The organism is Streptomyces sp. NPDC058373 (genome assembly GCF_042723275.1).
Lineage (GTDB): Bacteria > Actinomycetota > Actinomycetes > Streptomycetales > Streptomycetaceae > Streptomyces.
This window is the reverse complement of sequence record NZ_JBHXJE010000002.1, coordinates 72,291-90,466: the sequence shown is the minus strand read 5'-3', so window position 1 is coordinate 90,466 and position 18,176 is coordinate 72,291. Positions and strand designations below refer to the sequence as shown.

Sequence of the window (18,176 nt, the reverse complement as noted above, 5' to 3'; positions counted from 1 at the left end):
GCACGTGACATCCGGGAATGCAGCCGGCCGCCCCGGCCGCACCGTGACCGTGCGGTTCGACGACGGCTCCGAGCAGACCGTGCAGATCGGCCAGGTCACACAGGGGCTGGATCCGTCACTGGGCACGGCCGACAGCCCGCTGGGTCGCGCGCTCATGGGCGTAACGCGCCGGCGACTCGGTGCGTTACGAGACGCCCGACGGGGCCGCGGCGGCGGTCGTGGTCTCCCTTGGAGTGACCCGAGGCCGCGGCCCCGCCCGGGGTCACTCCTCGTAGCGGGTGGGCGGGTAGGCGTCGCGGGACTTGCGGGTGCGGGCGCCCGTGGGGATCTCGCCCGCGTCCACCTCCCGGTCGACCTCTTCCTGCCCCGCGCGGTAGGCGGCGTCGGAGCCCGTCGGAGCCTTGGCGGGCAGGCCCGCGGCCTCCCGGTCGCGTACCGTCCGCTGCTCCAGCTGCTCCCCGTCGGGGCGCCGGGGCATTCCCCTGCCGTGGTCGCGGTCCGAGGCGCCTTCGACTGCCCGGTTGGGCTTGTGGTGGTGTGCCATGCGTCCGTCCTCCTCCGGTACGCGCCGGACGGCCCGTGTCCGGGCGCCCCTGGCGCCGGACCGCCCGGCCGGTGACTCCCGGCCGGGCCGAGGGCCGCCCCGCGCGTGTTCGGCCGGCGTGTCGCTCCTCCCATCGTGCGCCGTTCCGGTGAGATCCGCGCGCGGGCCCGCCCTCCCGGGGGCCGAGCGGGCCCGGCGGTCAGATCTCCAGGCTGCGGATGACCGTACGCCCGGTGAAGTCGCGGGACTCGACGGTGAGCTTGCCGTCGCCCCCCGGCACCACCCGCAGCCCCTGGGAGGCCGCCGGGTCCAGCGCCTTCTCACCGCCCCTGCCGTCGGGGCCGTACAGCGTCTCGATCACCCCGGTGTCGAAGACGTGGAAGCCGCGCGGGTCGCCGCCGTCGACGACCTTGCGGGCCGCCCAGTCCTGGCGGCGGAGGTCCCAGTGGGTGTGGCCGGAGAAGAAGACCACGTTGGCGTGGCGGCCCAGGATCGCCAGCGGCTCGTCCTCGTCCACACGACCGGCGGCAAGAGGTTCGCCGGGTCACGGGCGGCGGGCCGCCCGCCGCCCGGTCCAGCCGGTGGCCGCCACCACCTGCCGCCCCGGTTCGTCACCCGCTTTGCTCTGTCCTACTGCCCTGCCGCTAGTTTGTGTGCACGAACAAGTACGCGGGCCCGTGGTGGCAGAGGTGCACGGGGGACGGGAGATCCGGAACAGTGTCGCTGCGCGGAGGTGATCCGGCCGAGATCGGCGGCTACCCAGTGGAGGCGCGGCTCGGCTCGGGTGGGATGGGCACGGTCTTTCTGGCCCGTACGAGTTCGGGGCGGGCCGTCGCGATCAAACTCATCCACCAGCAGTTCGCGGGGGACGACGAGTTCCGCATCCGCTTCCGGCAGGAGGTGGCGGCGGCCAGGCGGGTGAGCGGCGCGTTCACCGCCGCCGTGGTCGACGCCGCCCCGGAGGCCGAACAGCCGTGGATGGCGACGACCTACATCGAGGGGCACACGCTCGCCCAGTGCATCGCCGCCCAGGGCCCCCTGAACGGAGCGGAGCTGAGGAGGCTCGCCATCGGGCTGGCGGAGGCGCTGCGCGACATCCACCGGGTGGGGGTCGTCCACCGTGACCTGAAGCCCTCGAACGTCGTGCTCTCCCCCGAGGGCCCACGCGTCATCGACTTCGGCATCTCGCGCGCCGCGGACCAGCAGACGCTGACCATGACAGGGCGGGTCATCGGTACCCCGCCCTTCATGTCGCCGGAGCAGCTGCAGGCGCCGCGCGGCGTGGGGCCGCGTTCCGACGTCTTCTCGCTGGGGACGCTGCTGGTGTACGCGGCGACGGGCCGCGGCCCCTTCGACGCGGACAGCCCGTACATGACGGCGTACCAGGTAGTGCACGAGGAGCCGTCGCTGGACGCCGTGCCGGGGGCGTTGCGCCCCGTCGTCGAGTCGTGCCTGGACAAGGAGCCCGGGCGGCGCCCCTCGGCGGACGAACTCCTCGTGCTGCTGCGGGACCTGCCGGCCGACCTCGGCCGGGCCGGCGCGAACGGGGCCGGCGCGGGCCGCACCCGTGACATGGCCACCCAGCACCACCTCACGACGGGCGCCGTCCCGGCACCGACCGCCCCGGCCGCTCCCGACACCGGGAGCACCGGCACCCCGCTCGGCCGCCGGCTGCGCAGCCGATGGCGTCCCGTGCTCGCCGCCGCGGTCGCGGTGGTGGCGATCGGCGGGGGAGTCGCCGCACTGGAGGCGGGCGACTCCGGAGGGAGCAGCGGCGACGGCAAGGGCCACAGCGTCGCGGCGCCGGGTGCCACGCTTCCGGACGGCTTCCAGCCGTGGCGCGAGACCGTGCCGGGCGGCCGCGCGGACATCCCCGACGAGTTGCGGTGCGTCGCGCGCGGCGACGCGTTGTTCTGCGGGGGCGGCGGGGTCGTCGCGACCCGCGTGAGCGCCCGGGACGGCTCGCGGGTCTGGACGGTGAAGAGCCCGGGCGTCCCCGCCCAGGGCATGCACCTGGTGGGTGCCACCGACGACACGGTGCTCGGTTACCGCCTCGCCGCCGAGGACGCGTCGCAGGGCCCTGGCGACGAGGTGGTGGCCCTCGACGCGGAGGACGGCCGGGAGCTGTGGTCCGTGCCGTCCGGCGCCCAGTCGACCGCCGTCACGGGCCGGTCCCAGGACGCCCTGGTGGTCGGCTCCGCCGTCGTGACGGTCGACGCCGCCAACTCCCGCTTCGAGGCCCGCAACGCGCGCAGCGGCGAGACCGCGTGGACGACGCCGTTCCCCGCCGGTACGCGGTGCGCTCCCGTCCCGGTGGGCCAGCGGCTCCTCGCGATGTGCGCGGCGGACGCGGAGCTGGACGCCTCGGAGGTGCGCCACCCCGCCCTGTACGCGGTCGACCGTGGCTCGGGGAGGCTGGGCAGGCCCATCGCGGTCGACGGCCCCGCCGTGCCGATGGGCGTCGCCGACGGCAGCCTCGTACTCCTCCAGGAGCACAGGGAGGGCGCGGCGCTGGCCGGCTACGACGGCGTGGCGCGGGTCGACCCGGCCTCGCGGAAGGTCACGTACTCCCCACTGGCCAAGACGTACGCCGGGACGCCCGGCATGGCGGACGGCACCGTCTACGTGAGCGGGCAGACCGGCCGCGTCACCGCGCTCGACCCCGCGACCGGCCGGCAGAAGTGGTCGCGGCAGACGAGCGTGGAGGGCGCGTCGGGGCCCGTCGCGGGGGCCGGCGCGCTGTACTTCAGCTCGGCCTCCGGCCGGGTGGTCGCGCTCTCGCCGCGCGAGGGCGAACTCCTGTGGACGACCGATCCGCGGGCCGACGGTTTGACGGGCGATCAGGGCGCGAGCCCGCGCGTGACCGTCGCGGGGCGTGCGCTGGTCGTGGCCGCGGCCGAGAACACGCTCTTCGCCTTCGACGCGCGGAAGCCGCCGAAGTCGGGCTGATCGCGAAGGCGCCCGGGGGGCGGGTTCTCGGCAGTCGACCGCCGGAGGCGGTGCGGGGGTCTCGTCCACCTCATGGAGGGCGGCGGGCACCTTGAACGGGGAGAGGTGTTCCCGGCAGGCGGCGAGGATCTCGCTCCGGTCGAGGACAGCGCCGTCAGCCGGGACCAGGTAGGCGGCCGGGACCTCACCGAGCCGGTCGTCCGGGAGGTCGGCCACGGCGGCGTCGCGGACCCCGGGCAGCGCGAGCAGCACCGCCTCCACCTCATAGGGAGGGACGTTCTTCCCGGCCTATGATCAGTTCGCTGACCCGGCCGGTGAGGGGAGTCCACCGTCGGAGCCGATCCGGGCCAGGTGACCGGTGCGGTACCACCCGTCGCGCAGCACCGCGGCGGTGTCGTCGGGCCGCCGGTGCTACCCGGCCGTGACACCGGGCCCGGAGACCCACAACTCGCCCTCGCCCGTGGCCTCGGCGCCGCTGCCGTCGGCCCCGCATCTCTTCGCAGGCCCGCTGGAAGGCGGGCGGGGCGGCCGCGCCCCCGCTGACGCAGCCCCGCAGCGCCGGTTCCCCCAGCCCCTCGTCGCCCACGGCGTCGAGGAGCTTGCCGTACGTCGTCGGCACACCGGCCGGCAGCGTGCACGGGTCGTCGGCCCGGCGCGGCGAGGACGGCCTCGACGGCCTCCACCCGGCTGCCCAGCAGGATCGCCGCCCGCTCCCCGTGCCGCAGGCCGAGGTTGACGAGATGCCCCGCCGGCCGACCGGTGCGCGCCTCCAGCTCCCCGTAGGTCACCCGGGAACGGTCGTCCTGGAAGGCGGTCTTGGTGCCGAGACGCCGGGCCTCCGCCCGGAGCGGGTCCGGCAGAGGACGGAGAGCGGCCAGGTGCGTTGTCACAAGGGTGAACGCTGCCCCCGGGCACGGGAGTTGCCGGTGGCCACGGGAGAGGACCGGCCCGCGGAGCCGGGGGAGGCGGCGCCCGGCGCGACCCGCGACGGGCCGGACGGGCCTCGCCGAACCGCTCGTCCGGTCGTTCGTCGCAGGTCAGGGCCGCGACGTCGGTGCGGGCGCGGATAGACTCGTCCGCATGGTCCGTTCATCCCCTGGTGAGGCGAGCCCTGGGATGTGGCGGCGTGAGGAGGGCACCGAGGTGCGCCGGGCCGTGGCGCTCCCGGAGCAGGCGCCGGCGCCTTTCGTCATCCTCTCCGAGTTCCAGGTGCCCCGCGTTCCCACGGAGTGGGCGCCGCACTCGCATCCCCTGCACGAACTCGTCTGGGTGCGCGGGGGAACGCTCACCTCCCGGGTGGAGGACCGGATCTTCACCGTCTCCGAGGGGCACGGGCTGTGGATGCCCGCAGGCATGGTGCACGGAGGCCAGGCGACGGCGGGGGCGGAGTTCTACGACGCCTTCTTCGCCCCCGACCGCACGCCGTTCGTGTTCGGGGAACCGACAGCGATCACGATGACGCCGTTGCTCGAATCGCTGCTGGTCCATCTGTCCCGCACGGATCTCGACGCGGCGGCCAGGGCCCGGGCGGAGTCCGTCGTCTTCGACGTGCTCCAGCAGTCGGAACGCCAGTTCGCGCTGCACCTGCCCGGCGACCCCCGGATCGACGCCATCGCCGAAGCCCTGCTGGACGACCCCGGCGACTGCCGCTCGCTGAAGGAGTGGGCGCGGGAGCTGGGCATCAGCGACCGTACGATCACCCGCGCGTTCCGCCACGCGACCGGTCTCTCCTTCGCGCAGTGGCGGCAGATGCTGCGCGCGCACCGGGCGCTGACGCTCCTCTCCGGGGGCTGGGACGTGACGACGGTCTCCGAGGCGCTCGGCTACGCCCAGCCCAGCTCCTTCATCGCCGCTTTCCGGCGGGTCATGGGGACCACGCCGGGCGCCTTCTTCGGCGCGGCCGACGGTGCTCACGAGGGTGTCCGGAATCCCGTATCGGGTGTCCCGGACTCCTGATTGTCGACATGGCAGGCGGAATATAACCTTCTCGGAGTTAGGTGACCCTTAGTTGTTGCTCGCCGCGAACGGTGCTTCCCATGCGCGGGAGGGCCCGCGGCCCGGCCGGTGACGGCCGGACGGAGGGTGCCGCACTCCTGCCCCTCCGACCGTCCGGACACCTCGATGTTCACCATCCCCTTCCGGCAGGCCGCCCGCCCCGCGGCCGGCCCCGCCGCGCCGACGGCCGCCCTCCACGGGTACGACCTGCGACTGCGGTACGGCGGAACCCCGGTCGTCCACGACGTCTGCCTCACCCTGGAACCCGGCCGCGCGACAGCCCTGGTGGGACCGAACGGCAGCGGGAAGTCCACGCTGCTGCGCGCGCTCGCCCGGCTGCACCGGCTGGACGGCGGCCGGGTGACGCTCGGCGCACCCGACGGACAGCCCGAGCGTGACGCGGCCCTGCTCAACTCCCGCCAGTTCGCCCGCGAGGTCACGCTCTTCTCCCAGTCGAGGCCCGCGCCCCAAGGGCTGACGGTCGCCGAGGTGGTGGCGTTCGGCCGCCATCCCCACCGGCGCGGCCTGGCCGGTACGACCGCCGAGGACCGGGCTGCCGTCGACCACGCCATGGAGGTCACCGGCGTCCGGGACATGGCCGGCCGCCCGGTCGGGGAACTCTCCGGCGGAGAGATGCAGCGGGTCTGGCTCGCGGCCTGCCTGGCCCAGGACACCGGCGTCGTCCTGCTGGACGAACCGACCAACCACCTGGACCTGCGCTACCAGATCGAGACGCTCGACCTGGTGCGCGACCTGGTCGAGGAGCACGGCATCGCGGTCGGGATCGTGCTGCACGACCTCGACCACGCGTCCCGGGTCGCGGACACGCTCGTCCTGATGCGCTCCGGCCGCGTCCACGCGGCGGGCGCACCCGCCGATGTCCTCACCGCCGAGAACATCGCCGAGGTCTACGACATCCGCGTCGAGGTCGGCGCCGATCCGCGCACCGGCCGCCTCCGCATCGACCCCATCGGCCGCCACCCCTCCTGAAGCGGCACCTCCGCCGCTCCGGCGTACACCGCCGGCTCTTCGCGAAAAATCAGCAAGAAAGAGGATCCTTCATGAACCGTGCCCACCGCCTGGTGGCGTCAGCCACCACCGGGCTCGCCGTCCTCGTCGTCACGGCCTGCGGCACGACCGACGTCGACCAGACCGAGGCAGGCGGCAGGGCCAGTGCGTCCCCCGCGTCGAAGAGCTGCGCCGAGGACACCACGACCACGTCGACGCAGCCGGTCTCCTTCGAGGACAGCGTCGGTCGTCAGGTGAAGCTCGACAAGCCCGCCCAGCGGATCGCGGTCCTGGAATGGCAGCAGGTCGAGGACGCGCTGACCCTGTGCGTCACCCCCACCGCCGTCTCCGACGCGAAGGGGTACCGCACCTGGGTCAGCGCGGAGAAGCTGCCCAGCGGCGTGACGGACATCGGTACCCGTGAGGAGCCCGACCTCGACACCCTCTACGCGGCCAAGCCCGACCTCATCGTGGTGGAGGCGGTCGACACCGACGACGAGACCCTCGCGAAGCTGGAGAAGCGGGGCGTCCCCGTGATGGCCACCCGCGGCGCCGACCCGGACGACCCGATCGGGAACATGCGCGAGGTCTTCAGCATGATCGGCGAGGCGACGGGCCGCACCGAGCGGGCCGACCAGGTGCTCAAGGAGTTCGACCAGCACCTCGCGACGGCGAAGAAGAAGGTCGCCGACGCCGATCTGCCGACCAGGGACTTCCTGTTCTTCGACGGATGGCTGCAGGGCGGCAACCTCACCATCCGCCCCTACAGCGACGGCGCCCTGTTCACCGAGATAGGCGAAGAGCTCGGCATGAACCCCGCGTGGAACGACAAGGTCGACAAGGACCACGGGGACGGCGGGGTCGACCCCGCCTACGGCCTCGCGCAGACCGACGTCGAGGGACTCGCCGCGGTCGGCGACGCCAACCTCTTCTACGCCAACGACGAAGGAGCCGGCGGCTACGTCGCGGCGCTCGGCAAGAACCCGATCTGGAAGAGCATCCCGGCCGTGAAGGAAGGCCGTGCCCACGCGTTCCCGGCGCGGGTGTGGGGCGCCGGTGGCCCGCGCTCCTGCGCGCAGGCGATCGACGCGTACGTCGACGTCCTCGACCAGAAGTGAGGGCGACACGGACCACGGCACCCGCGGCGGGACCGCTGCCGCGCACCGAGCGCGGCGGCGGCCCCGCCGGGGTGGCCGTCCTGGCCCTCCTCCTCGTCGCGACCGCCCTGGTGGCCATGTGGCACCTGACGCAGGGCACCTCCGGCGTCGGCATCGGCGACCTGGTGCGCCACCTCGCCGGGGGACGGGAGGACACCGGTGGGGCGCCGGTCGGTGAGATCCTCACCGGCTCGCGCCTACCGCGCCTGCTCGCGGGCGTCGCGGTGGGCTTCGCCCTCGGCTGCGCCGGGGCGCTGCTCCAGTCCGTCACGCACAACGCGCTCGCCTCCCCCGACACCCTCGCGGTCACGGCCGGGGCCTACCTCACGCTCACGCTGGTCGCGGCCTTGGGCCTCGCCGTCCCGCTGTGGGCCTCGGGCGCCGCCGCCTTCACCGGCGGCCTGGTCGCGGCGGCGCTCGTGCTGCTCCTCGCGGGCCGGGCCGCGGGCACCGCCGGGACGCGCCTCATCCTCGCCGGGTCGGCGACCGCGATGGCCCTGGACGCGGCGACCGGGATGCTTCTCATCCTGTTCGGCCAGAACACCACCGGCCTCTTCGCCTGGGGGAGCGGTTCCCTCGCGCAGCTGAACATCGACGCCTCGGTACGCGCGTTCCCCCTCGTGGCCGTCGTGCTGTGCGTCGCCCTGGCCCTCTCGCGGCGACTGGACGTGCTGAACCTCGGCGACGACGCCGCGTCCACCCTCGGCGTGCCGATCCGGACCACCCGGGTGACCGCGGTGATCTGCGCGGTGCTCCTGACCAGCACGGCGGTGACCCTCGCGGGTCCGATCTCGTTCGTCGGCCTCGGCGCCCCCGTCCTGGCCCGCCTGATCGCTGCGCGGGTCGGCGCGCTGCGCCGGCACCTCCTCCTGGTGCCCGCCGCCGGGCTGCTCGGTGCGCTGCTCATCCTGCTCGCGGACGCCTCTCTGCGCGCGATCCAGGGCGCGGACGGGGCCGCCTCCATTCCCACGGGCGTCCCCACCGCGCTGCTCGGCGCCGTGGTGATCGTGGTGCTCGCGCTGCGCCTGCGCGACACGGGGCAGGTCCGGCAACCGCCGCCCGCCCGGGTCGCCGCACGGTCTCGCCGCGCGTTCCTCCTCGTCGTGGCGGGCGCGCTGGTGCTCCTGGCCGGGGCGGTCCTCGTGGCCGTACTGGCGGGGAGCCTCTGGCTGCGGACGGGGGACATCGGGCTCTGGCTCCGCGGAGCCGCCCCGGACCTGATCGGCCAGGCCCTCGACGACCGGGTTCCGCGCGTGGTCGCCGCGGTCCTCGCCGGCGCGGCGCTCGGACTGGCCGGATGCGTGGTGCAGGGCGCGGTACGCAACCCGCTTGCGGAACCGGGCGTCCTCGGTATCACTGCGGGCGCCGGGCTCGGCGCGGCGAGCGTCGTCACCTCAGGCCTGCCCGGCGGACGCCCGGTGCTCGTCGCGGTCGCGGTCGGGGCGGGGCTCGCCACCTTCGCGGTCATCGCCCTGCTGGCCTGGCGCGGCGGCTTCCTACCCGACCGGTTCGTCCTGATCGGCATCGGCTGCGGCTACGGCCTCAGCTCGGTCACCACCTTCCTGCTGCTGCGCGCCGACCCCTACAACACGCCCCGCATCTTCACCTGGCTCTCCGGCACCACCTACGGGCGCACGCTGCCCGACGTCGTACCGGTCGCGATCGCCCTGGCCCTCGCCCTCCCCGCGCTGCTCGCCATGCGGAGCAGGCTCGACCTCCTCGCCGTCGATGAGGACACCCCGCGCATCGTCGGCGTCAAGGTGGAACGCACCCGCGTCGCCGCACTGGCGATCGCGGCGGTGCTCGCGGCGGTCAGCGTGGTCGCCGTCGGTGTCGTCGGCTTCGTGGGACTCGTCGCCCCGCACCTCGCCCGGTCCCTGGTCGGCGCCCGGCACGGCCGCGCGATCCCGGTCGCGATGGTGCTCGGAGCGCTGCTGGTGTGCGTGGCCGACGCCCTCGGCCGCACGCTCGTCGCACCCGCCCAGATGCCGGCGGGCCTGATGATCGCGCTGGTCGGCGCCCCGTACTTCGTCTGGGTGCTCCGGCGCTCCCGCGGCTGACGCCGGGCGGCGGCGCGTCCCACGCCCATCGGCCCGGTCCGGGACATCCGGCCCCGTCCGCCCTGCCCCCGACCCTTGCCCCTCCCCTCCCTCCGACCCGCTTGGAGCACCGAATGCCGTCCCCGCAGGAAACGACCGCGAAGAGCTGCGTCGTCGTCCCGTTCGACCGAGACGCCCCGCCGGCCCCGCTGAGCCGGCTCGGGCAGGACGTGCCGGAGCGCTGGTACACGGTCGACCGTTCGGCTCACGCCCCGCACCTCGTGGCCGTCGTGGGGGACGACGGCGGAGACTGGTCCGCCGCCGCGCTCGTGACGGCCCGCCCCGGCACGGCCTACCTGAAGATCGTCGACGCCGTCGGCGACGTACCGGCAGCCGTCGCGGCCGTCGTCGCCCGCGCGCGCGACCTCGACCTCGCGCAGGTCAAGTGGGAGGGATGGACGGCCCGCCCCGAGGAGGCCGCTGCCGCGGGCTTCACCCCGCTGCGTCCTGCGCTCGCGGCGGCGCGTGACCCGGCCGGGCCCGCCGCCGGTCACGTCCGCTGGCTGCACGGGGTCACGGTGACCGAGCCCCCGTACTACGGGCAGAGCACCCATTTCACCTGCGGCGCCGTCACGGCCCTGGTCGCGCAGGCGCATGCGGGCGCCCTGCCGCCGGAGGGGCTCGACCGCCGCGCGGAGCTGACGCTGTGGCGCGACGCGACCAACTTCCCCGCCTGCGAGCCCGTCGGACTGGGTGTCGCCGTGCGACGGGCGTGGCCCTCCACCCCCGTCCAGGTCCACCTCGACACCGACCGGCCCGTCATGCTCGACCACCTTCCGGAGACCGAGCAGGAGTGGCGCGCCCACCTTCAGCGGATGTCGCGTACGGACGCCGACCGGACCGGCGTCCCGGTCGACCCGCACCCCCTCTCCACCACCGCGATCCGCAGCGCCGTCGGGCGAAGCGAGCACGTACTGCTCCTGGTCTCGCTCGCCAGGATGCAGGGGTTCGACGTGCCCCACTGGGTGCTCTGCCACGGCGCCGTACCCGGCGCCGTCGTGGTCGAGGACCCGTGGGCCCAGGCGGCAGCGGGGGACACCTGGGTCGACGCCCATCTGCTGCCCGTCCCCGACGCCTCGCTGGAGGCGATGTCGGCCGTCTCGGCAGAGCCCTTCCACGGCGCCGTGACCCTCAGCCGCCCGCAGCCGAGCGGGGGCGGGAACGGATCAGCGTGACCCCCGCCGCCCTGCCCCCCCCGGGCGGGGCCCCGGCCTCGACGTCATCGCCGCCGCCCCGGAGAGGGGGCGGCGGCGATGCATCTGCAACTCCTGCCGAGGAGTGGGGCGCGCAGCACAGGCCCAGGAGAAGCTCTCCCTACTGCCCACCGGCGGCCCCCGGCCGCACCCCCTCGGCGCCGCTCGCTCAGCGCTCGCGCGGTCCCGGCGCCGACGGCTCCGGCTTGAGGTCGGCTGTCGCCTCGGGCTTTGGTGCCGGCGTCGGCGCGGTGGGCTCGGCCGGAATGATGCCCTGTTCCCGGGCCATCTCCTTGGCCATGCGCGGAGCGGTCCACAGGGTCGGGAGCATGATGAAGCCGACGGGGACGGCCGTGACGACGATGAACGACTGCAGGGCGGTGATGCCGCCGTCACCGACGAGGATGAGCACGGCGGCGGCGGCGCCCATGAGCAGGCCCCAGAAGGCGCGGACGGCCGGGGCGGGCTCGCCGAACCGGGTCCCCGCCGCGGAGATGGCGTACGACATCGAGTCGGTGGTGGTCACCACGAACGTGATGGTCAGCAGGAGCAGCGCCACCGCGACCACGGCGCCCATGGGCAGTTGCTGGGCCATGGAGATGACGGCGGCGTCCATGCCGACGGCCTTGAGCGGCTCCGAGAGGGCCCCGGGGTTCTGCTGCTCGAGGAAGATGCCGGTGCCGCCGAAGACGGTGAACCAGAACATGGTGGCCAGCGGCGGGACGATCGCGGTGGAGACGACCAGGTCACGCAGGGTGCGGCCCTTGGAGATGCGGGCCACGAAGATCGACATCAGAGGGCCGTAGCCGAGGAACCAGCCGAAGAAGAAGACGGTCCAGGAACCGAGCCAGGCGTGGTCGCCGCGGTTGAGCGCCAGCGGGACGAAGTCCCGCGCGTACTGGCCGAGCCCGCCGAGGAAGGAGTCGATGACGAAGCCGAGCGAGCCGAGGACCAGGATGACGGCCATCAGGGCGGCGGCGAGCCAGATGTTGGCCCTGCTGAAGAACTGGATGCCCCGGTCGAGCCCGCTCGCCACGGATGCGACGGCGACGACGGTCAGCAGCACGATGACGGCGAGCTGCACGGGATAGCCCCCGGAGATGCCGAACACCTCGGAGAGCCCGTAGGAGACCTGGAGGCCGAGGAAGCCGATCGGCCCGACCGTGCCGGCCACGACGGCGATGACACAGACGATGTCGACGGCGGCGCCCAGCCGGGAGTGGCGGACGCGCTCACCGAGGAACGGGTAGAGCAGGGTGCGCGGGCGCAGCGGCATACCGCGCTCCTGGGCCCTGATCATCACGATCGAGGCCAGCGTCCCGAGGACGGCCCACGCGAGGAAGCCCCAGTGCGCGAAGCTCTGGGCCAGCGCCGCGTCGGCGGCCTGCTGGGTGCCGCCCTCGACACCGTCGTAGAAGGGCGGCGTGTCGATGTAGTGCTGTACGGGCTCGCCCGCGGCGAAGAAGACGCCGCCACCGGCCAGCAGGGTCGACATGATCATGGCGATCCACTGGAACCTGCTGTACTCCGGGCGGGTCCCGGCGCCGCCCAGCCGCACCTTCCCGTACCGGGAGAAGCCCAGCCAGATCGCGACGCCGAAGGTCGCGAGCAGCAGCACCTGCCAGAAGGGGCCGAACCAGCGCGCCGCGAAGGTGAAGGCGGCGTCGACGGCGTTGCCCGTGGTCGTGGGGGCGATCAGCGCGGCCGCGACGAAGGCGACAAGGAGTCCGCCGCTGGTGGCGAGCACCGGCAGGTCGGTGCGGCTGCGGGCGCCGGAGGACGGCGGGCCGGTCGTACCGCTCCCTCGGTCGCTGTCCGTGACCGGCTCGGCCCCGGTGGCGCCGGGCGTACCGGTGGCGGTTCGGGCTTGGGGGGTGGGCATGGGATTCCTTGCTGAAGGGGGCATTCGCACACGTGGCACGACGCATCGCAAGGACACACGCGCTCACGGGACGCAGGGCGCTCGGTGCGCGGGTCGCAGGGAAGGCTGCTACGCCGAGGGTGGCGGGGTCAAATTCGCGCCATGCGTCCGAACCCGCCGGTCACCCTTCTGACGTGCGGGTTCGTGGTCCGGGGCGGGTGCGGCGGTTGACAAGGGTCACTTCTGGCCGGTGGTGCCGGCGGCCCCACGCGGCCCGTACGGGCGGCGAGCGGTGCCCCCTGTCCGGTGCTTCCCGCCCCGTCGTGGGCGCCTGATGGACCAAGTCCGCCGACGCACCGGGCACGCTACGCCTCACCTCTGCCGATACGTGATTGTCTCTGCTCCTGCGCCGGACGAAACGGACAGGGGGGTCTGGCAGGCCGGAGAGAGCGGCACAGTGCGGCGTGGCGGTGTCGGTGACAGGAGGAAGTGAGTCCGGTGACGCGGGAACCGCTCGGCGAGGCCGATGGCGGATCGGCCGAGGTGCCGTACATGTCTCTGCTCAATCTGCCGCTCAGTTCGGATCTGGACCGGATCGGCGAGCAGATGCACGCGCTGGCGCAGGCCCAGCTCCGGCTGCAGGGTCTGCTGGAAGCCGTACTCAGCATCACGGGCGCGCTGGAGCTGCCGTCGGTGCTGCGGCGCATCGTCCGCACCGCCATGGACCTCTCCGGTGCCCGCTACGGAGCCCTCGGGGTGCTCGACGAGGAGGGCGAGTTCCTCGCCGAGTTCGTCCCGCTGGGGCTCAGCTCCCAGGAGATGGCGAACCTGTCCGGGGTGGAGCTGCCGCGTGGCCGCGGCCTCCTCGGCCACCTCATCCACCACCCAGAACCGCTGCGGGTGGCGCACATGGCCGACCACCCGGAGTTCGTCGGGTTCCCGCCCGGCCACCCCCCGATGCGTTCGCTGCTCGGGGTCGCCATCTCGGTCCGCGACCGGGTCTACGGCAACCTGTACCTGTGCGACCGGGCGGACGGCAAGCCCTTCGACAACCACGACGAGGGAGTGATCCTGGCGCTGGCGGGCACCGCGGGCGTCGCCATCGAGAACGCGCGCCTCTACCAGCAGGCGCGCACCAGCGCCGAGCAGTTCCAGCGCCTCCTGCTGCCCCGCCTCCTGGACGTGAGCCCCTTCGAGGCACGCACGATCTACCGTCCCGCCGCCTCTCCGGGACACCTGGGCGGCGACTGGTACGACGCGGTCAAACTGCCCGACGGGTCGTGCGCCGCCGTCATCGGGGACGTCGTCGGGCACGACCTGAACGCGGCGGCGGCCATGTCGCAGATCCGCGGCATGCTCAGGGCGCTGTCGTTCGGCGAGAGCACCGCGCCCGGTTCCGCGCTCTCCCAGTTGGACCGGATCATGCACATGACGGCCGAGCGCCTCTTCACGACGGCGTGCGTGGCGCGTTTCGAACCCAGCGGCGAGGAGTGGAGGCTCCGCTGGTCCAGCGCGGGCCATCCGCCGCCGCTCCTCGTACTCCCCGACGGCACCACCCGGTACCTGGACGCCGAGCCCGGCCTGCCGCTGGGCGTCGACACGGCGGCCCGCCGCCCCGAGCACGTCCGCGCGCTGCCGGCCCGGAGCACCGTCGTCTTCTACACCGACGGGCTGGTGGAGCGCCGCGACAAGCCGCTGGACCACGGCCTGGCCGCACTCGCCGCGACTGCCGCCCGCCACGCCGAGGCGCCCCTCGACGAGCTGCGCGACGCCCTGGCGGCCCGCCAGCCGGGCGACGGCCACGACGACATGGCCGTCCTCATCCTCCGGACTCCGGCGCGCTCCTAGGGGGTGTCCGTGAAGTCCTGTGCCCGCGATTCCCTAGGGTTCCCGCGGGGACGGGGGCCTGCCGGGGGGCGCGCGCCACCCCGGGCAGGTCCCGGCGAGGTCAGCGCGTGGTGTCCAGGATGACGCGGGCGACCAGGGCCGGGTCGTCGTTCATCGGCACGTGGCCGCAGCCCGGCAGGCGGACGAGCCGGGCCTTGGGGATGACGTGCTTGGCGCGTACGCCCTGGCGGCGCAGGAGCAGCCGGTCGCGGCTGCCCCAGGCCACCGTCACCGGGATGTCCGGCACGTCGTGGGTGAAGAGCGCGTCACGCCCGGCCGCCAGGGTCGGCTCGAAACCGGTGCACTCGCGCAGGGCGAGCGTCTCGGCGACCACGGCCGCCGCCGGGCGGCGGGTCGGGCGGGCGTAGATGGTGCTGGTGAGGGCGGCGCGGCCGGCGGCGGTGCGGGCCGCCCGCTCCACCATCGGCAGCGGCATGGCCCGTGCCGCCTGCCGCATCGCGCGCAGCGTGCCGAAGGCGAACCTGCGCTCGCCCTCGGTCCAGAAACCGGCCGGGGAGAGCGCCGTGACCGAGCGCGCCAGGCCCTGGCGGCCGAGTTCGAGGGCGAGCAGTCCGCCCAGCGAGTTGCCCACCACGTGCGGACGGTCCAGCCCGAGCGTCTCGCAGAGCCTGCCGAGGGCCTGGGCGACGGTCGGCAGGTCGTACGGGACGCCGTCGGGAAGGGCCGGGGAGGCGCCGAAGCCCGGCAGGTCCACGGCGATCACCTCCCGCTCGGCGGCGAGGATGCCGCTCACCGGCTCCCACGCCTGGAGGTGGTGGCCTATCCCGTGCAGCAGCACCACCGGCTCCCCGGAGCCGGTGCGCTCGTGGACGGCACGCACCTCGCGGGAACCGGCGGGGGTGTCGATGCGGAAGGAGGCGGTGGTGGTCATACAGCTCCTCGGCGTGAACGCGCGGGCGACGCGCGGGACATGACGGTGTGGCGGCGGACCGTGCCGACGGAGCCCGGCGACCCGGCCCGTACCGCCGGCGTGCTGCTGGACAGCTTGTCAGTAAGCGTTACCGATCGGTAGCCCTTGGCGCCCTCCGGCGAGGGCGGGGCTCCTCCTCGGGCCTTCCCGTTCACCCGGAGACCGCCGCGCCGACCTCCATGGGGGACGCCGCGTGAACGGGACGGTGCGGCGTACGTCCCCCTGTGTGGCGCATACGAACGATGCGTGAACGCTGTACGGCAATGTGCCGGGGCGCCCCGGCTTCACCGCAGGATTGGTCTTGACCAAGTTCCCGGCGCCCCCTATCGTCGCTAGGGTTAGTGAAGGAACCTTTAATAAACAAGGACACGGAAAACACCGCCGGGACAAGGCGATTGCGGAGGATCAGGGTGGGGACCACGCGACTGGAACCGGTGCCGGAGCCGAAGTACTGGCACCTCAGGACCGTGCTCAGTGAGGCGCTCGACTCCGAGTTCGCCGTCGGCCAGGTGCTGCCGAACGAGCGCGACCTCGCCGCACGCTTCGGCGTCGCGCGGGCCACGCTCCGCCAGGCGCTGGAGCAGCTGGAGCTCGAAGGCCGCCTCCAGCGCCGCAGGGGCGTCGGGACCACCGTCGCGCCGCCGCGTGTCGGCGTGGCGGTCGGCTCGGCCCAGCTCGGCTGGCCGGGCGCGCCCGGTGACACCTGGCAGGCCGAGGAGTGCGAGCGCGCCGCGGCGCCCGCCGCCGTCGCCGAGATGCTCGGCATCGCGAAGGACGAGCCGGTCCACATCGTCCGCCGGACCCGGGTGACGGAGGGCCAGCCGGTCGCCGCCGACCTGGTCCACATCCCCGCCTCCTCGGTGCCGGACCTCACCGCCATAGACGCCCCGTCCGGTCCCGCCCGGGCCCGCGCCGTCCTGCGTGAACTGCGGCGGACGGAGTTCGAGGGCCAGGACCGCTCCGTCGAACTGGGCTCCGCCCGGGCCGACGACGCGCGCGCCCTGGACCGGCTGCCCGGCGCTCCCGTCCTCGTGGTCACGACCCGTTACTTCGGCGCGGGCGGCACGGCGGCCGTCTCGCTGGCCACCTACCGGGCCGACACCTGCCGCCTCACCTTCGGCGCGGACGGCGTCGAGATCCACCACACACCGGAGCGCCAGGCGTCCTGACCTGCCTCCTCGCGCTCCCCGCACGGCCGCCCGGGCCCGTCCCGGCGGCCGTTCCGCGGTTGCGGCCCCGGGGGAGCGGGGAGTGCCGCACGGGGATCAGCGCCGGGCGGTGACCGTCGTCTCCACGGCGAAGAGCTGCTCCTCGACATGGTCGAGCGCCAGCCGCAGCGCCCCGGTGGCCACCGCGGCCTCCCCGAGGACGGAGAGGGCCACCCGGGGCGTCCGCAGGCAGTACCGGGCCAGCTCCTTGCGCAGCGGCTCCAGTACGCCGTCCAGCCCGGCAGCCCAGCCCCCGACCACCACCACCTCCGGGTCGAGCGCCAGCACCAGCGCCGCCACGTCGTGCACCAGCCGCTGGACGAACCGGTCCAGGGCCGCCTGGGCCTGCGCGTTCCCTTCCCGGGCCTCGGCGAAGACCGCGGCCACGGCCTGCTCGTCCAGCGGGTGCAGCGGCTCGCCGTTGGTCGACAGGAGGATCTCGGGGGTCTCCCCGCGCCCCAGCAGGTGCAGTGCGCCGATCTCCCCGGCCGCCCCGCCGAAACCCCGGTGCAGCCGGCCGCCGATCAGCGACCCCGCCCCCGGGCTCAGCCCCGCCATCACGTAGACCACGTCGTCCGAGCCGACCGCCGCGCCCTTCCAGTGCTCCGCCACGGCCGCCGTGTTGGCGTCGTTCTCCACCAGCACCGGGCAGCGGAACGACCGGCGCAGCCGCTCCCCGAGCTCCAGCCCCGTCCACTCGGGCAGCGCCGTGCCCAGCCGTACCGTCCCGTCGGCCTCCACGATGCCCGGGCTGCCCACGCCGACCGCCCGTACCGCCTGCCGGGACACCCCCGCCCGGCGCAGCAGGTCGGCGACGGCGGCCCGGAGCCGCTCCAGCCGCTCGTCGGCCGGGGCGGTGGCGAGGACGTCCTTCTGCGCGGTGCCGAGAATCCGGCCGTCGAGGTCGGAGAGGACGGCCGAGACGCGGTGCGAGCCGATCTCCAGCCCCAGCAGGTACCCCGCCTCCGCGCGGAAGCGGAACCTCCGGGCAGGCCTGCCCTGGCGTCGCGCGGCACCCTCCTCGGCCGCCACCTCCACGACAAGCCCCGCCTCGATCTGCCCCTCGACGACCCCCTCGACCGTCGGCCGGGAGAGGCCGGTGACCCGGGTGATCTCGGTGAGGGTGGCGCACTCCGTGCCGCGCAGCGCGTGCAGCACCACCGCCGAGTTGATACGGCGCAGCAGCGAGGGGTCTCCGCCGGTCATGCGTCCCAACGTTGGTCCTCCCTGCTCGTGCGCGTGTTGGCCGGATCGTACTGTGCCGGGCTCCCGGCTGCGAGGCCCGGTACGTGCCGTCCGCACGGCGCTCGCCGCCCGGGCGCCCGGAAGCGGAGCCTGACACTG

The 18,176-nt window shown here is 74.4% G+C and carries 13 protein-coding genes and 2 pseudogenes; 8 read left to right on the top strand and 7 right to left on the bottom strand.

All coding sequences use genetic code 11. The features are described 5' to 3' along the window. Window positions 1-262 precede the first annotated feature (262 nt). Window positions 263-544, bottom strand: coding sequence for a hypothetical protein (locus ACFWMZ_RS01800; protein ID WP_383199115.1), 282 nt, complete (start codon window positions 542-544; stop codon window positions 263-265). Between the two features lie 199 nt (window positions 545-743). Continuing rightward, on the bottom strand, window positions 744-1,061 hold the full coding sequence (locus ACFWMZ_RS01795) for a DUF4073 domain-containing protein (RefSeq protein WP_383170925.1): 318 nt from the start codon (window positions 1,059-1,061) through the stop codon (window positions 744-746). A gap of 200 nt (window positions 1,062-1,261) precedes the next feature. Between ACFWMZ_RS01795 and ACFWMZ_RS01790 the strand changes: the two genes are divergently transcribed. After that, window positions 1,262-3,493: a serine/threonine-protein kinase gene (locus ACFWMZ_RS01790; RefSeq protein ID WP_383170927.1), complete on the top strand. Its 2,232-nt coding sequence runs from the start codon at window positions 1,262-1,264 to the stop codon at window positions 3,491-3,493. 114 nt (window positions 3,494-3,607) lie between these two features. On the opposite strand, the pseudogene ACFWMZ_RS01785 reads toward ACFWMZ_RS01790, so the two are convergent. Both ACFWMZ_RS01785 and ACFWMZ_RS01780 read right to left on the bottom strand, forming a co-directional pair. Next, window positions 3,608-3,709 (bottom strand): annotated as a pseudogene (locus ACFWMZ_RS01785) (hypothetical protein); the annotation flags it as partial. A 446-nt stretch (window positions 3,710-4,155) separates the two neighbouring features. Then, a pseudogene (locus ACFWMZ_RS01780) lies at window positions 4,156-4,383 on the bottom strand (AMP-binding protein); the annotation flags it as partial. A 226-nt stretch (window positions 4,384-4,609) separates the two neighbouring features. On the opposite strand from ACFWMZ_RS01780, the gene ACFWMZ_RS01775 reads away from it, so the two are divergent. The 5 genes from ACFWMZ_RS01775 to ACFWMZ_RS01755 all read left to right on the top strand — a co-directional run bounded on the left by ACFWMZ_RS01775 (window position 4,610) and on the right by ACFWMZ_RS01755 (window position 10,927). After that, window positions 4,610-5,449, top strand: coding sequence for a helix-turn-helix domain-containing protein (locus tag ACFWMZ_RS01775; RefSeq protein WP_383171136.1), 840 nt, complete (start codon window positions 4,610-4,612; stop codon window positions 5,447-5,449). A 165-nt stretch (window positions 5,450-5,614) separates the two neighbouring features. Further along, window positions 5,615-6,478, top strand: coding sequence for an ABC transporter ATP-binding protein (locus ACFWMZ_RS01770; RefSeq protein ID WP_383170930.1), 864 nt, complete (start codon window positions 5,615-5,617; stop codon window positions 6,476-6,478). Window positions 6,479-6,549: 71 nt separating this feature from the next. Further along, window positions 6,550-7,614 (top strand): iron-siderophore ABC transporter substrate-binding protein, encoded by a 1,065-nt coding sequence (locus ACFWMZ_RS01765; RefSeq protein WP_383170932.1) that lies wholly within the window; start codon window positions 6,550-6,552, stop codon window positions 7,612-7,614. Further along, window positions 7,611-9,713, top strand: coding sequence for an iron ABC transporter permease (locus ACFWMZ_RS01760; RefSeq protein WP_383170935.1), 2,103 nt, complete (start codon window positions 7,611-7,613; stop codon window positions 9,711-9,713). Before ACFWMZ_RS01765 ends, ACFWMZ_RS01760 begins: the two co-directional genes overlap by 4 nt. Window positions 9,714-9,826: 113 nt before the next feature. Continuing rightward, window positions 9,827-10,927 (top strand): peptidase C39 family protein, encoded by a 1,101-nt coding sequence (locus ACFWMZ_RS01755; RefSeq protein ID WP_383170938.1) that lies wholly within the window; start codon window positions 9,827-9,829, stop codon window positions 10,925-10,927. A gap of 187 nt (window positions 10,928-11,114) precedes the next feature. Here the strand turns inward: ACFWMZ_RS01755 and ACFWMZ_RS01750 are convergent, their stop codons facing one another. Beyond that, window positions 11,115-12,827: a BCCT family transporter gene (locus tag ACFWMZ_RS01750; RefSeq protein WP_383199113.1), complete on the bottom strand. Its 1,713-nt coding sequence runs from the start codon at window positions 12,825-12,827 to the stop codon at window positions 11,115-11,117. 531 nt (window positions 12,828-13,358) lie between these two features. Between ACFWMZ_RS01750 and ACFWMZ_RS01745 the strand changes: the two genes are divergently transcribed. Then, the gene (locus ACFWMZ_RS01745; RefSeq protein ID WP_383171139.1) at window positions 13,359-14,654 is read left to right on the top strand and encodes a PP2C family protein-serine/threonine phosphatase; all 1,296 of its coding nucleotides are present in this window, start codon (window positions 13,359-13,361) and stop codon (window positions 14,652-14,654) included. 100 nt (window positions 14,655-14,754) lie between these two features. On the opposite strand, the gene ACFWMZ_RS01740 is transcribed toward ACFWMZ_RS01745, so the two are convergent. Next, window positions 14,755-15,585 carry an alpha/beta fold hydrolase gene (locus ACFWMZ_RS01740; RefSeq protein ID WP_383199111.1) on the bottom strand — a complete coding sequence of 277 codons (831 nt, stop codon included), beginning with the start codon at window positions 15,583-15,585 and terminating at the stop codon, window positions 14,755-14,757. 449 nt (window positions 15,586-16,034) lie between these two features. Between ACFWMZ_RS01740 and ACFWMZ_RS01735 the strand changes: the two genes are divergently transcribed. Further along, the gene (locus ACFWMZ_RS01735) at window positions 16,035-16,793 is read left to right on the top strand and encodes a GntR family transcriptional regulator (protein ID WP_383170943.1); all 759 of its coding nucleotides are present in this window, start codon (window positions 16,035-16,037) and stop codon (window positions 16,791-16,793) included. A 96-nt stretch (window positions 16,794-16,889) separates the two neighbouring features. On the opposite strand, the gene ACFWMZ_RS01730 is transcribed toward ACFWMZ_RS01735, so the two are convergent. Further along, complete coding sequence (locus tag ACFWMZ_RS01730; RefSeq protein WP_383170945.1) at window positions 16,890-18,047, bottom strand: ROK family protein; 1,158 nt, start codon at window positions 18,045-18,047, stop codon at window positions 16,890-16,892. Between the last annotated feature and the right edge of the window lie 129 nt (window positions 18,048-18,176).